Genomic DNA, 12,825 nt, shown 5'->3' with positions numbered 1-12,825 from the left:
GGCCGTACGTCTCGCTCGTTCCGTACGCCGGTCAGGGCACCGCGTACGCCGGTCAAGGCCCGCACGCCCGACCGCAGACCGCCCCTGATCCTGCTGATTCCCGCCTGCGTCGCCGCCCTGTTCGCCCTGCTGCCCCTCGGCTACCTCGCCGTCCGCGCCCTGGAACGCGGCCCGGCCTTCGCCTGGGACGTCGTCGCCGACGAGCGGACGCTCGACCTCCTCGGCCGCAGCCTCGGCCTGACCGCGGTGGTCGTGGCGGCGTGCCTGGTCCTGGGAGTCTCCCTGGCCTGGCTGACCGTGCGCACCGCGCTGCCCGGCGCCCGCGCCTGGTCGGTGCTGGCCACGCTGCCGCTCGCGGTGCCGAGTTACGTGGCCGCGTTCGCCTGGCTGTCGGCCGAGCCGGGGCTGGCCGGCTTCGGCGGGGCCGCCCTCGCCCTGACGCTGGTCAGCTTCCCGTACGTCCATCTGCCGGTCGCCGCCGCGCTGCGGGGCATCGACCCGGCGCAGGAGGAGGCCGCGCGTTCCCTCGGCCACGGCCCGCTGGGGACGTTCGTCCGCGTCACGCTCCCGCAGCTGCGACCGGCGGCCGCGGGCGGGGCACTGCTCGTCGCGCTGTACGTGCTCTCCGACTTCGGCGCGGTCTCGCTGATGCGCTACGACACCTTCACCCGGGCCATCCACACCTCCTACCGCGCCTCCTTCGACCGCACCCCGGCTGCCGCGCTCAGCGTCGTCCTGGTGGTCATGACGGTCGCCCTGGTCGCCGCCGAGGCCCGCACCCGGGGCCGCGCCGGGCACGCCAGAACCGGAACGGGGACCGCCCGCCCGGCGGTTCCGATCGGCCTCGGCCGGTGGCGGCCACTCGCCCTGCTGTGGTGCGCCGCGGTCACGGCCGTCGCCGTGGCCTTCCCGCTGGGCACCCTCGGCTACTGGCTCGCCGTCGGCACCTCGGCCACCTGGGACCTGGGCGGGCTCGCGGAGACCGCTTGGGGCACCTTCGGGGTCGCGGCGGCGGGCGCGGGCCTCACCACGGTCCTCGCCCTGCCGGTCGGGGTGATCGCCGCCCGGCACCGGGGCCGTGGCGCCCGCCTGCTGGAGCAGGCGGCGTACGCGGGGCACGCGCTGCCCGGCATCACGGTCGCCCTCGCGCTGGTGTTCTTCGCCGTGCGCTACGCCTACCCGCTCTACCAGCAACTCCCGCTGCTGGTCTGCGCGTACGCGGTCCTCTTCCTGCCGGTCGCGGTGGCCGCCACCCGTGCGGCCGTGCTCCAGGCACCGCCCGTCCTGGAGGACGTGGCCCGCTCGCTCGGGCGACGGCCCTGGCAGGTATTGCGCGAGGTGACCGTCCCGCTGGCCGCACCCGGAGTGGCCGCCGGGGCCGCGCTCACCTTCGTGGTCTGCATGAAGGAACTCCCCGCGACCCTGCTGCTGCGCCCCACCGGCATGGACACCCTCGCCACCCGGCTGTGGACCGAGACCGGCGCCGGATCCTTCGCGGCGGCCGCCCCCTACGCCGCCGCGCTGATCCTGCTGGCCGCCGTCCCCTCGTACCTCCTAGGCAGGCACCGGACATGAACGAACTGCACGTGGAAGGACTCACCAAGTCCTACGGAGCCGGAGCGGGGGCCGGAGAGCCGGTCCTGCGGGAACTGCAACTCACCGTCCCGGCAGGCGCGTTGGCCGCCGTACTCGGCCCCTCCGGCTGCGGCAAGACCACCATGCTGCGGATCGTCGCCGGGTTCCTGCGCGCCGACGCGGGCACGGTCCGGCTCGGCGACCGGGTGCTTGCCGGGCCGGGCGTCCATCTGCCGCCGGAGCGCCGCCGTATCGGCATCGTGCCCCAGGAGGGCGCCCTCTTCCCGCATCTGAGCGTGGCCCGCAACGTCGCCTTCGGGCTGAAGGGCCTCGACCGGGCCGAACGGCGGCGCCGCACAGAGGAGTTGCTGGAACTGGTCGGCCTCGCCGGATACGGCGACCGCATGCCGCACGAACTGTCCGGCGGTCAGCAACAGCGCGTCGCGCTGGCCCGCGCGCTCGCCCCGCGCCCCCGACTCGTGCTTCTGGACGAGCCGTTCAACGCCCTCGACAGCGCGCTGCGGACGGGAGTGCGGTCCGACGTACGGGCCGCGCTGCGGACGACCGGCGCCACGGCGGTCCTCGTCACCCACGACCAGCAGGAGGCCCTGTCCACCGCTGACCTCGTCGCCGTCGTACGGGACGGCCGGGTCGCCCAGTGCGCCACCCCACAGGACCTCTACCGCCGCCCCGCCGACCCCTGGATCGCCGACTTCGTCGGCGACGCCGTCCTGCTCCCCGGCACCATCGACAACGACAGCGACGGCACGGCCCGGACCGTCCTGGGCCCCGTGCCCCTCGCCACCCCGCCGGGCGGCGTGCGCGCCGGCACGGTCCTGCTCCGTCCGGAACAGCTCCGGCTGACCGACGTGGACAGCGAGGGCGCGGTCAGGGGCACGGTGACCGACGTCTGCTACTACGGCCACGACGCCATGGTCACCGTGGCGGTCGAGGGCCACGGCATCCCGGTCGCCATCCGCGTCGCGGGCCCGCTCGCGGTCCGTCCCGGGGAGGAGACGGGCATCCGTGTGGTGGGAGAGGCGGGCCTTCACGCATAGCGGCGTTCTCTGACGTCCTTGCTCTACGGCATCGGAGAATTGCGGATCTCGGACACCTTCGAGCCGAACGGTGTCGCCCCGGGAGGCTTCGCGGGCACACGCCCGAATTGCAGAGATACCGCCGTGATGGCGGGTCGCAAGGCTTGGCTGTACCGCTGTTGACCGTAGTTGTCCGCTCTTATGGGCACGCGGAGGGCACGGCGCAGCGGGGAGTGGCAAGGCGGAGTGCACGCCGCCCACATTGAGTTCGGACTGCGTCGACTCGAAGGTCTGCTCAGGTGCGCAATCGCGGATGCGCACGCGGGGGCAGTGCGTGCCACCTCGGCCTGTCGGCCCGCTTGGCCGGTCTCGTCGGCAGCCATGAACTTGTCGAATATCGATATGCTCCGCTAGCCTTGAGCATATCGAAAATCGATGGGGTGGATGAGATGGACACGCGACTCACGAGGGCCCTGGCCTCGGTGACCTCTGCGCTGGCGGTGCTCTGCGGACTCGCCTTCATAGGCACGGGGGCCACGCACATGCTCGACGACGGGGCGGTCTGCGTGCAGACGGACTTCTGGCGCAACGCCTCGCTGGCGGACTCACTGCCGGTGGGCGCGGGCGTGGAGGTGTCCAGCAGCGCCACGCGCCTGTGCCAGGACAGTCCCTCTGTGGGGCAGCGCGCCGCCGATCTCGGGGGCGAACTGCCCTGGCTGCTGTTCGGTGCGCTCGCGCTGCTGCTCTTCTCCCGACTGCTGAAGGCCGTCCTGCTGCAGGGGCCGTTCACCGAGGCGGTGGCGCAACGGCTCTCCGTTCTCGGCTGGTTCGTCGCCGTGGGTACGCCGCTGGCCGGCCTCACCGCCGGCTGGTCGCGATCCTGGCTCGTCGGGAGCATGGCGCCGATCGTCGGTTCTGGCCCTGCGGTCTCCGGGCCGCTGGTGCTCGTCCTCGCCGGCCTCGCCGCGGTGATCATGGGGAAGATCATGCGCGAGGGCGTGCGCATGCGAGAGGACCTCGAAGGGACCATCTGATGTCCGAAGAGGAACCTCACGCGATCCGGATCCACCTCGACCGCCTTCTCGCCGAGCGCGGCATGACCCTTACCGAGCTGGCCGCGCAAGTGGGTATCACCGTCGTCAACCTGTCCGTACTGAAAAACGGACGGGCCAAGGCCATCCGCTTCTCGACCCTGTCGAGGATCTGCGATGTCCTCCGGTGCCAGCCGGGAGACCTGATCACCCACGACCCCGCCGAGCCGGGGCCATAGCCGACCTCTCTCACAGCCGATCTCCTCCGCAGACTCCTGCCCACGACCAGCGTGAGCACTCAAGTGGGCGGAGGCTCATCGCTGATCTCGCTGCCGCTATCCGCCGCTTCCGCTCGCCGACAACGCGCTTCGGGCCGAGGTGGCCGACGGCGGCAACCACAGCGCCACAGGTCTCGGGTAGTTCGAGCGCGTCGAGGACTCCGTACTCGGAGAGGCAGCCGACGAGCGACGCGTGACGGGCCAGGCCGCCGTTGTCCACAGCGTCGACCGCTGCGAACGGCCTTGGAGTGACCTGCTGTTGTACTTCCGTCGCACTTCCCGCCACGCGCGCTTTCGTCGAGCACCTCGGTGGCGCGCCGCGCACCGTCGCCGAGTGGGAGAGCCGTCGAAGGCCCCTTCGGCCGCCTCTTCGAGGTCACGCCGGACGGCGACGTCGTCTGGGAGTACGTCGTGCCCCACTTCGGTGCCTTCGGCGCGGGGTCGGCATGGAGCCCGCCCGCGACGCCCGGAACTCGGTCTTCCGCCTGCCGCTATGGGCCGGAGCACGTGTCCTGGCTCCGGCGTGAACGGGACTGACGAGCTCGGCCGCGGAGGCGTCACCGGTCGAGGTCCTCGTACTCCGTCTCGGGTACGCCGACGTCCGAGAAGATGTCCCGTGCCTGCCGCTTCATCAGTTCGGCGGCAGCGGGGTCGGTCTTCCGGTGGGCGCGGGCGAGGGCCATGAGGGTGCGGGCTTCGCCGAGGCGGTGTCCGGTTTCGCGGTGTACGGCCAGGGCCTCTCGACCGAGGGCGACGGCTGCGGCGTCCGCGGACCCGGCCTCCGCCGTGCGACACAGGACGGTCAGGGCCTGGCCCTCCACCACACCGAACCCGTACTCACGGGCCAGGCACAGTGCTTGCTCGGCATGACTGCGGGCCTCTTCGTGGTGGCCCAGCTGCTGGTGGGTGAGGGACAGCCCCAGGACGCTGTCCGCCTCGGCTCGTTTGAATCTTGCCTTCTGGGCCAGCGCGAGGGCTTGCGTGTCGGCATCGAGGGAGCGGTCGAAGTGGGCCAGACGTCGGTGGGCAGCGGCGACCGTGTTGAGGATGCCGGCCTGAATCCAGGGCCGTCCCAGGTCCCTCACCATGGCGAGGGCGCGGTCGGTCTGTGCCAACGCCTTGTCGTGGTGCCCGAGTTCGACGTTGATCTTTGCGACGGCATCGAGCATCATCGCGCGGCCGTTGCGGTATCCGCCCCGGTCGTCAGTGGCCACCTTGGGGCCGAGGACGCGCAGCCCGTCACTGAGACGGCCGAGTTCCCAGTAGACCCAGCCCAGAATCTGCAACGCCAGGCTGTCGTCCCACCAGCTGATTCCCGCATTGCGGCGGACGACCAGTTCGAGGTGGTCCGCGGCCTCCCGCAGTCGGCCCAGGTCCCGGGAGACCATACCGAGGCCGTTCAGCCCGAACGCTTCGAGGTAACGGTTCCCGGTTTCACGGGTGATCAGCAGACCGGCGGTGAGACCCTCGTGCGCTCTGTCGAGACGCGCCATGCTCCATTCCAAGAAGCCTCCGACGCCCAGAGCACCGGCCTTTCCTGTCCGCCAGTCGAGCTCCCGGCTGATCGCCAGTTCGCGCGTGTTGTGATCCGCCGCCTCCCTGACATGACCCCAGTCCCACTGGATCACCGCGAGGCTGTGGTGCATGGCTGCCTGGCCGAACAGGTCGCCCTCGGCCACGGCCGCGTCCAGCGCAGTCCGTGCAAGGGCCTGCCACGTCGCCCGCGGCAGATGAAGCCAGAAGTAGCCGAACAGTGCGGAGACCAGGTGCCAGGCGACGGGGCGGGGACCGTAGTGGGCGGCATGGTTGATGACGGCGAGCAGATTCGCCCGCTCGGCCTCCAGCCACCGTCCGGCTTCGGTAGCCGACAACGAGCCCGCTTGATCACCGGATGCGAGGTCGTCGGGCAGTTCCGGGAAGTGCCAGGTGCCGGCGACGGCACGAGTGGTGTGCAGGTACCGGAGCAGGACGCGTTTCAACGCGGCTTCGCGATCCGCCACCGCCTCTTCCACCTGCGCACGCTCCTGCGCGTACTCACGAAGCAGATCATGGAACCGGTACCGGCCCGCCGTCGGGGCTTCGATCAGATGCGCCGCGGCCAGCGCACCGAGCAGCCGCCGGGCCCGCGACAGCGATACGTCAAGAAGAGCCGCCGCGGCCTCGACCGTGAACTCCGCCCCCGGGAACAGGCCGAGCAGCCGGAACAGTCGGCGCGCACCGGGTGACAGGACGCGATACGACACCGAAAAGGCCGTACGCAAAGGAGAGCCGGCGTCACCGTCCGGCTCCAGTGCCTCCAGCCTGTTGCCCTCGGTCATCTCGGCGACGAGGTCAGCCGTCCGCAGGGCCGGATCGCCCGCGAGCCTGGCAGCGGCCACGCGCAGGGCCAGCGGAAGACTGCCGCACAACCGGATCAGCTCGTCTACGGCCATGTCGTCGGCGTCGACCCGGTCCGCACCGAGGGCCCGGCTCAGCAGTGCGCGGGCCTCGTCCGGCTGAAGAAGGTCCAGACGCAGGGCGTGGGCCCCGTCGCGGGCGATGAGGTCGCCGAGGCGGTTGCGGCTGGTGACGACGACGCAGCAGGTCGCGCTGCCCGGGAGCAGCGGACGTACCTGCTCGGCGGAGGCCGCGTTGTCCAGCAGGACGAACATGCGCCGGCCTGCCAGCAGGGTCCGGAACACACGGCCCTGGGCCTCGTGGTTCGCGGGGATCTCCGACGCCGCGAGCCCCAGGCTGCGCAGCAGCAGTTCAAGGGCCTCGCCGGGTTCGAGGGGGCTGCGGTCGTAGTCGAAGCCGTGCAGGTTGATGTAGAGCTGGCCGTCAGGGAAACGGTCGCGTACCTGATGTGCCCAGTGCACGGCCAGCGCGGTCTTGCCGATGCCGGCGGCGCCGCCGATGGCGGAGATGACCACGGTGCCCGCCCGTCCCGGCTCCCGCTCGGATGGAAGCAGCCGGTGGAGTCTGACGAGTTCGTCGGTTCGGCCGGCGAACCCCGCCGCGTCATGGGGCAGTTCGGCGGGTGCGCTCGAAGTGCTCTCGCGTGGCTTGGGGGGAGGAGGCGGGGGAGGGAGGAGGTAGGTGTCGTCCTGGCGCAGCACCGCTTCGTGCACCCGGCGAAGTTCCTCACGGGGACTGGTTCCGAGTTCGTCGCGCAGTCGTCGGCGCATGCCCTCATAGGCCTTGAGCGCTTCCGCCTGACGTCCGACGCCGTACAGGGCCCGCATGCGCAGGGCCACCAGGGACTCGTCGTAGAGGTCGGACGCGGACAGGCCGTCGAAGTCGTCGAGGGCGTCGCCGAACCGCCGTAGCAGAAGAAGGCACTTGAGCCGCTCCTGTCGGAGCACCCGCCGACGCTCCAGCAACCGCCGCCGCTCGCCCTGCGCGAAGGGTCCCGGCAGGTTGGCCAGGGGCTCTCCCCGGAACAGCTCGACGGCAGCGGCGAACTGGTCGGTCGCGGTGGCCAGGTCGCCGGACGCCAGGGTGTGCAGCGCCTCGTCGGCCCGCTCGGCCAGGTCCGCCGTGTCGAGCCGGACGCCCTCGGCCACGAAGCGGTACCAGCCCTTGCCGCTGCGGATCACCGACTCCGTGGGCCGGGTGCCTTCCGGATCGAGCGCCCTGCGCAGCGAGTTGACGTGAGTCGGCAACACCTTGCGACCACCCGCGGGCGGCTCCGAACCCCACACCGAGTCGAGCAGTTGGTCATGGCCGACCACGGCCCCTTGGCGGAGCAGCAGCGCGGCCAGCACGGTCTGGCGCTTGACGGGTCCCAGATCCACTGGAGTTCCGCCCCGCCATGCCCGTAACGGTCCGAGCACCTCGAACCGCAGCAGCTCTGGAGATCCGCCGTCCACCTGAAGCCTCCGCCTCCGCACACCATCGGAAATTCATCGTCATTGCAGCACCCCCGGCCATGGTGAGGGCCATGACATCGCACAACCCGCACAACTGAAGGGGGTCCCGTGACCGAAGTGGAGTTGGTGGCCGTCGCGCTGGCCACAGGGGCGGCGCCCGGACTCACGGATTCCGTACGCGGAGCCGTCCACGACCTGTACACCACGCTCAGGGTGGCGGTCCGCCGACGGCTGGGCGGGACCGGCGGCGGCAACGGTGTGGGTGGCTACGCCGTACGCGTACTGGACGCGTACGAGGCGGATCCCGATGTGTGGCACACCCGGCTGATCCACGTCCTGACGGGCTCCGGCGTGGAAACGGACGAGGAAATTCTCGCGGCGGCCCGCGCCGTACTCCGCGCCGAGCGCCGGAGGGGGCAGGTCGTCATCGCCGGCCGATGAACCACGAACTGTTTCTGAAGTCACGGGCCCGGTGTTGCCGTCAGTTGAAGCGACTCGTCGAATCGGTAGGGCGTCACCATGGTCGGAAGCGCCCTGGAGCGGGCGTAGTTGAGGGTGAACGGTCGCACCCGAAACCTCCGGGATTCATCACCTCCGCCGCGTCCGGGGAAGGACGTCACATCTCCGCCATCTCTCATGCTTCCTGTGCATGACCGACAGATCGAAATGGACGCCGCAAGCGTCACAGGAACATGCTTCGTACCGGCTCACGTGAGGTACGCGGGCACCACGACGGGCGAACGAGACCGTCACGCCGCGAACGGCGAGCGGTCCGGCCGATGGGCGCGGGCGCTACTCGCCCTTCCTGCCGCTTGCTTGGCCGTTGCGGGCCGTATTGCCGGCGCTCCCGGGGCCGTTGCCGGGATTCCCGTTGCCCGACGTGCCGGCGTTCGCCGCCGTGCCGGTGCCGGCGTCTGTAGTCCCTTGCCGGGGTTGCCCGTGTCTCCGGACCTGCTGGGCACCGCTGTCGCCCGCGCGAGCTGCTCGGAGCAGTACGCGGTGACCATGGTCACCGCGGGCGCGGAAGGACGCGCCGCACGCCAGGTGGCGTATGCCACCGCAAGGTTCAGCGCTGCGATTCTGGCCCAGCGCGAGCTCGATGATCCCTCGCGCCTGGTTCGCCACGGCTCTGGAGACTGAGCGCCTCCACCTCCCGCCGGAACTCCGCCGGTGTCGTCCTGCTCGTCAGAACCGATGGTGATGCGGACCAAGCCTCCCCCCCACTTTGTGCGCGCCGAGTGCAATGACGCGCACCACGTCCGGACGGACGCTACAGAGAACGCACAAGTCGCTGATCGAATACGCCACCCCCGAGGCGCTACCCCGAGTACGCGCCGGTCCTGCGGTACGACTTCGTCGACAGCGCAGGGAGCTCGTCCGCCGGCTGGTGAAGGGCGACGAGCAGGTGATCCGCCCTACCTCCGCCCCTGATCAGAAAGGTGTGCTCCTCGGCCCCGTCAACCGGCGATCGCCGAGTTCGCGCGCACGGGCTACCACGGCACCTCCACCGCGGCGATCGCCAAGCGGGTGGGCGTCACGCAGCCGTATCTCTTCCGGCTCTTCCCGGACTAGAAGGCGATCTTCGTCGCCGCTCTGGTGCGGAGCATGGACGACACCCGCCTGGCTTTCGAGAGGGCGGCCGCCGAGGCGCAGGGCGATGACCTGATCGGTGAGGTCGTCCGGGCCGGCTGGATGAGGATCTGGGAAACCGTGCACCTGTCGCTGGGCGCCGATGCCGACGAGACCGCAAGCTTCTTCGCTTGCGGCATGCTCGGCAACACGCTTACGGCCATCGGGCTTCCCTCGGGTGCCGGGAGGTGAGGGAGTTTTCTGGACGGGCGATGCGTCAGCGCACGCCTGCCGCGTCGAGCAGGGTGGTTACCGTGGGTGCGATGAGCCCGGTCAGGTTGTCGGCCTGGATTCCCGCGCGGGCGCTGGCGCCGTCGAAGACCAGGCTGAGCTGCCGGGCCAGCAGATCGGGATCGCCCGCCCCGCCCTGCTCGGCCTCGGCGCGGAAGAAGGCGGTCAGGTTCGCCTTGACCTGATGGGCGACCCGGCTCGCGGGGTGACTCTGGTCCTTGAGTTCGATCTGCACGGCCAGGTACCGGCAGCCGCGGAACTCGGGGGCGCCGGCCTGTGATTCCACCTGCTCGAAGACGTGCAGGATCCGCTCGCGGGGTGACCGGCCGCCGTCGTCCGCCGCGGGCAGGAGAGTCGCCACGTAGGCGGAGGCGCGCTCCTTCAGGCTTGCTGCCAGGAGTTCGTCCTTGCTCTCGAACAGCTGGTACATGGAGCGCTTCGACACCCCCGCCGCCTTGCACAGCGCCTCGACGCCGATGCTGACGCCGTCTCGGTAGGTGAGCGTGGCCGCCGCTTCCAGCAACCGCTCCCTGGGGCTCAGCTTCACTTCGGTGGTCATGCGGCGAGGTTAACCCGAAGGGGACGAAATGAAAACCGATCGGTTTTCAGGGGCTCCGGGCAGAGGCTTGGCGACGGCCTGGGGGAAAGACCGTCGCCAAGCCATGATGGTGTGCGCGTCTGTCGTCCTCGGCAGGCGACACACACCGGGGCCACTCCGAGTAATGGCCCCGTTCTGGGTGGCTGCGTTCCGCTACGCGGGGACGGTGGCCTTCTCGGGTGTCGTCTCCACTGGAATGCGGTGCAGCCCCTTGCGGTCGTACCACCCGAGTACGCCGAAGCCGAACAGCGCGGCCAGCGCGAGGGCGGCGGTCATCATGACCCAGCCGCGGGTGAGACCCGCGTCGCCCTGGGCGTCGTAGTAGAGGATCGAGCGGATGCCGCCGGTGATCTGCCGCAGCGGCTCGAACTCCGAGAGGAAGCGGTAGAAGCCGGGCAGCGCCTCGATGGGGGTGGTGGCCCCGGCCGTGGGTACCGCCATCCCGATGAAGACCAGCGTGACCACCAGCATGCCGGGCGTGCCGAAGACGGCGAGGAGAGTGAGCGCGCCGATCCCGGTGACGGCGATGGCGCACACCGAGTACAGCCACAGCAGGGGCAGGTGGGCGGCGTCCATGCCCATGATGCCGACCGCGCCGACCATGACCAGGGTGCCCGTCAGCAGGGACAGGCCGGTCATGAGGGTGCTGCTGATGGCGAAGGTCTGGACCCGGGTCGCCCGTATCAGCGGGCGGTGCAGGCGCAGCGGGCCCATGTCGTTGTGGGTGTAGCCGAGGGCGTGGTCGACCTGGCCGCTGATGACGTTGGCGGAGAGCATGCCGACGACCACGAGGGTGAGTGCGTAGTAGAACGCCGTCAGGCCCAGGCCGCTGCGTGAGTCGAGGGGGTGGCCGTCCTCGACCGTGACGGCGGCCGGGTCGGCGAGCAGGACGCGTGCCGCTGCGGGCAGCTTCGCCTGCGCAGTCCCGATCTGGGCGGTCAGCTCCTTGCCCACCTGGAGCGAGGCGTTCTCGGCCGCCTGGGTCGTCGCCGTCCGGGCCAGGCCGGAGCCCAGGCTGCCGGCGGACTGGTTGGTCAGCACCGTCAGTGTCGGGCGGGCCGGGGTCCCGGCGGGCGCGGTGCCGGTCAGTGCGGTGGCGGAGGAGGTGAAGTCGGCGGGGACGACGAGCGCGCCGAACAGCTTGCCCTTGCCGAGCTGCTCCTTCATCTCCCCGCGCGTACTTCGGCGGCGAGTCGGCGGTCTACGACGACACCCTGGACGCACTGGGCGAGACCCTGCCGTGGATGCTGCTCTACATCGCGGTGATGACGTACCTCCTGCTGTTCCTCGCGTTCGGCTCGGTGCTGCTGCCGCTGAAGGCCATCGCGATGAACATGCTGTCGCTGACCGCGACCTTCGGCGTCCTGGTCTGGATCTTCCAGGACGGCCATCCGCACAACCCGCTCGGCTTCGATCCGACGGGCAACATCGAGCCCAACCTGCCGATCATGCTGTTCGCGCTGATCTTCGGACTCTCCCTGGACTACGAGGTGTTCCTGGTGTCCCGGATGCGGGAGCAGTACGACAAGCAGGGCGACAGCACGGAAGCCGTGGCGACCGGGCTGCAGGTCATCGGCCGCCTGGTCGTGAGCGCGGCGCTGCTGATGTGCGTGCCGCTCGCGGCGATCGGGATGAGCGATGTGCTGACCATCAAGCTCTTCGGTGTCGGCATGGTGTTCGCGGTCCTGGTGGATGTGCTGGTGGTGCGCATCCTGCTGGGAACGGCCGTCATGAGGCTGCTGGGCAGAGCGGCCTGGTGGGCTCCGGGCCCACTCGCTCGCTTCTGCGACCGGTTCGGCATCAAGGAGGCCGACCTGCCGGCCGACGACACCGCCGACAAGCCGGTACCCGTCGCCGTGCGCTGAACCCTGCGAGCGGGGTGCCGGTGACACGTCGGCACCCCGCAGGGGACTCACTCCGCCGGCTGCTCCCCCGCCCGCACGCACGCCCGCACGCCCGGCGACCGTGGCGACGATGGTTCGCGTCCTCCTGGGCCAGGCGCCGCAGCAGCCTGACGACCGGTGCGAACAGCACTCCGCGGCGACACCGGGCAGCAGAGTCCGGCACCCGACACGAGTCCCTCGCTGAGCCTGGCCGCTCCGACGCCGACGCCGACGACCGCGGAACCATCCGACGCGCCACCGGCCGCACCTCACACGTCACCCACCCCCGGCCGTCGGCCCACGGCGCCGTCGTCCCAACCGGCGCCCACCACAGGGGCCGCCCGCACCTGTGACATCAGCGATCTCAAGGCTCCCGAGGACACGAGCGCCGGTCGATTCGCCGCCGAGTCCTGGAACATGAAGGGAAGCCGCCTCGAACTGCGCGACCTCGTCTTCGGTGGAGTGGTGACCGGGGACACGGCCGGCGGGCCCAAGGGGTCCTCAAGTGTTCCGCAGCGGCCGTCACGATCCGCGACCTGAAGACGGCCGTACCCGTCGGCCCGCAGATCCAGCACATCGACGGAGCGCCCGGCTCGACGTCCACGCTGCGAGGCGACCACATCACCATGTACGTCGAGAGCCTGACGGGCACCCTCTCCGGCGTCGAAGGCCTCCCCCTGCCCCCAGCCCTCCGCCTCCACCTCACGCCCGA

11 protein-coding genes and 1 pseudogene are annotated in these 12,825 nt (G+C 70.7%); 8 read left to right on the top strand and 4 right to left on the bottom strand.

Annotation, left to right across the window (positions count from 1 at the left end; translation table 11 throughout):
- Positions 1-84 precede the first annotated feature (84 nt).
- The 4 genes from QQM39_RS21015 (at position 85) to QQM39_RS21000 (ending at position 3,882) form a co-directional block, all read left to right on the top strand.
- Entirely contained in the window at positions 85-1,575 is a 1,491-nt protein-coding gene (locus tag QQM39_RS21015) for an iron ABC transporter permease (protein ID WP_302003660.1), read from the top strand.
- Positions 1,572-2,633, top strand: a complete 1,062-nt coding sequence (locus tag QQM39_RS21010; protein WP_301998755.1) for an ABC transporter ATP-binding protein — start codon at positions 1,572-1,574, stop codon at positions 2,631-2,633. The genes QQM39_RS21015 and QQM39_RS21010 overlap by 4 nt, the downstream gene beginning before the upstream one ends.
- Before the next feature lie 428 nt (positions 2,634-3,061).
- Positions 3,062-3,646, top strand: coding sequence for a DUF2975 domain-containing protein (locus QQM39_RS21005; RefSeq protein ID WP_301998753.1), 585 nt, complete (start codon positions 3,062-3,064; stop codon positions 3,644-3,646).
- Positions 3,646-3,882, top strand: coding sequence for a helix-turn-helix transcriptional regulator (locus tag QQM39_RS21000; protein WP_301998751.1), 237 nt, complete (start codon positions 3,646-3,648; stop codon positions 3,880-3,882). Before QQM39_RS21005 ends, QQM39_RS21000 begins: the two co-directional genes overlap by 1 nt.
- Positions 3,883-4,478: 596 nt before the next feature.
- Here QQM39_RS21000 and QQM39_RS20995 read toward each other — a convergent pair.
- Positions 4,479-7,697: a BTAD domain-containing putative transcriptional regulator gene (locus tag QQM39_RS20995; RefSeq protein ID WP_301998750.1), complete on the bottom strand. Its 3,219-nt coding sequence runs from the start codon at positions 7,695-7,697 to the stop codon at positions 4,479-4,481.
- A gap of 183 nt (positions 7,698-7,880) precedes the next feature.
- Here QQM39_RS20995 and QQM39_RS20990 point away from each other — a divergent pair, with 183 nt between their 5' ends.
- Positions 7,881-8,213, top strand: coding sequence for a hypothetical protein (locus QQM39_RS20990; protein ID WP_301998748.1), 333 nt, complete (start codon positions 7,881-7,883; stop codon positions 8,211-8,213).
- Between the two features lie 20 nt (positions 8,214-8,233).
- Here the strand turns inward: QQM39_RS20990 and QQM39_RS46235 are convergent, their stop codons facing one another.
- Positions 8,234-8,410 (bottom strand): hypothetical protein, encoded by a 177-nt coding sequence (locus tag QQM39_RS46235; protein ID WP_367668957.1) that lies wholly within the window; start codon positions 8,408-8,410, stop codon positions 8,234-8,236.
- A gap of 829 nt (positions 8,411-9,239) precedes the next feature.
- Between QQM39_RS46235 and QQM39_RS20985 the strand changes: the two are divergent.
- Positions 9,240-9,593 (top strand): annotated as a pseudogene (locus QQM39_RS20985) (TetR/AcrR family transcriptional regulator).
- A 25-nt stretch (positions 9,594-9,618) separates the two neighbouring features.
- Here QQM39_RS20985 and QQM39_RS20980 read toward each other — a convergent pair.
- Positions 9,619-10,191, bottom strand: a complete 573-nt coding sequence (locus tag QQM39_RS20980; RefSeq protein ID WP_301998746.1) for a TetR/AcrR family transcriptional regulator — start codon at positions 10,189-10,191, stop codon at positions 9,619-9,621.
- A gap of 192 nt (positions 10,192-10,383) precedes the next feature.
- On the bottom strand, positions 10,384-11,397 hold the full coding sequence (locus QQM39_RS20975; RefSeq protein WP_301998745.1) for a DUF3533 domain-containing protein: 1,014 nt from the start codon (positions 11,395-11,397) through the stop codon (positions 10,384-10,386).
- A gap of 47 nt (positions 11,398-11,444) precedes the next feature.
- Between QQM39_RS20975 and QQM39_RS20970 the strand changes: the two genes are divergently transcribed.
- Together QQM39_RS20970 and QQM39_RS20965 are read left to right on the top strand one after the other, a co-directional pair.
- Positions 11,445-12,095 (top strand): MMPL family transporter, encoded by a 651-nt coding sequence (locus QQM39_RS20970; RefSeq protein ID WP_302003659.1) that lies wholly within the window; start codon positions 11,445-11,447, stop codon positions 12,093-12,095.
- 156 nt (positions 12,096-12,251) lie between these two features.
- Positions 12,252-12,653, top strand: coding sequence for a hypothetical protein (locus tag QQM39_RS20965; protein ID WP_301998743.1), 402 nt, complete (start codon positions 12,252-12,254; stop codon positions 12,651-12,653).
- The last annotated feature ends 172 nt before the right edge of the window (positions 12,654-12,825 follow it).

Origin of the sequence: Streptomyces sp. DT2A-34 (genome assembly GCF_030499515.1) — a bacterium.
In the GTDB taxonomy this organism is placed as follows: domain Bacteria; phylum Actinomycetota; class Actinomycetes; order Streptomycetales; family Streptomycetaceae; genus Streptomyces.
The sequence above is the reverse complement of the archived record's forward strand: the minus strand, read 5'-3'. Positions and strand labels throughout refer to the sequence as shown.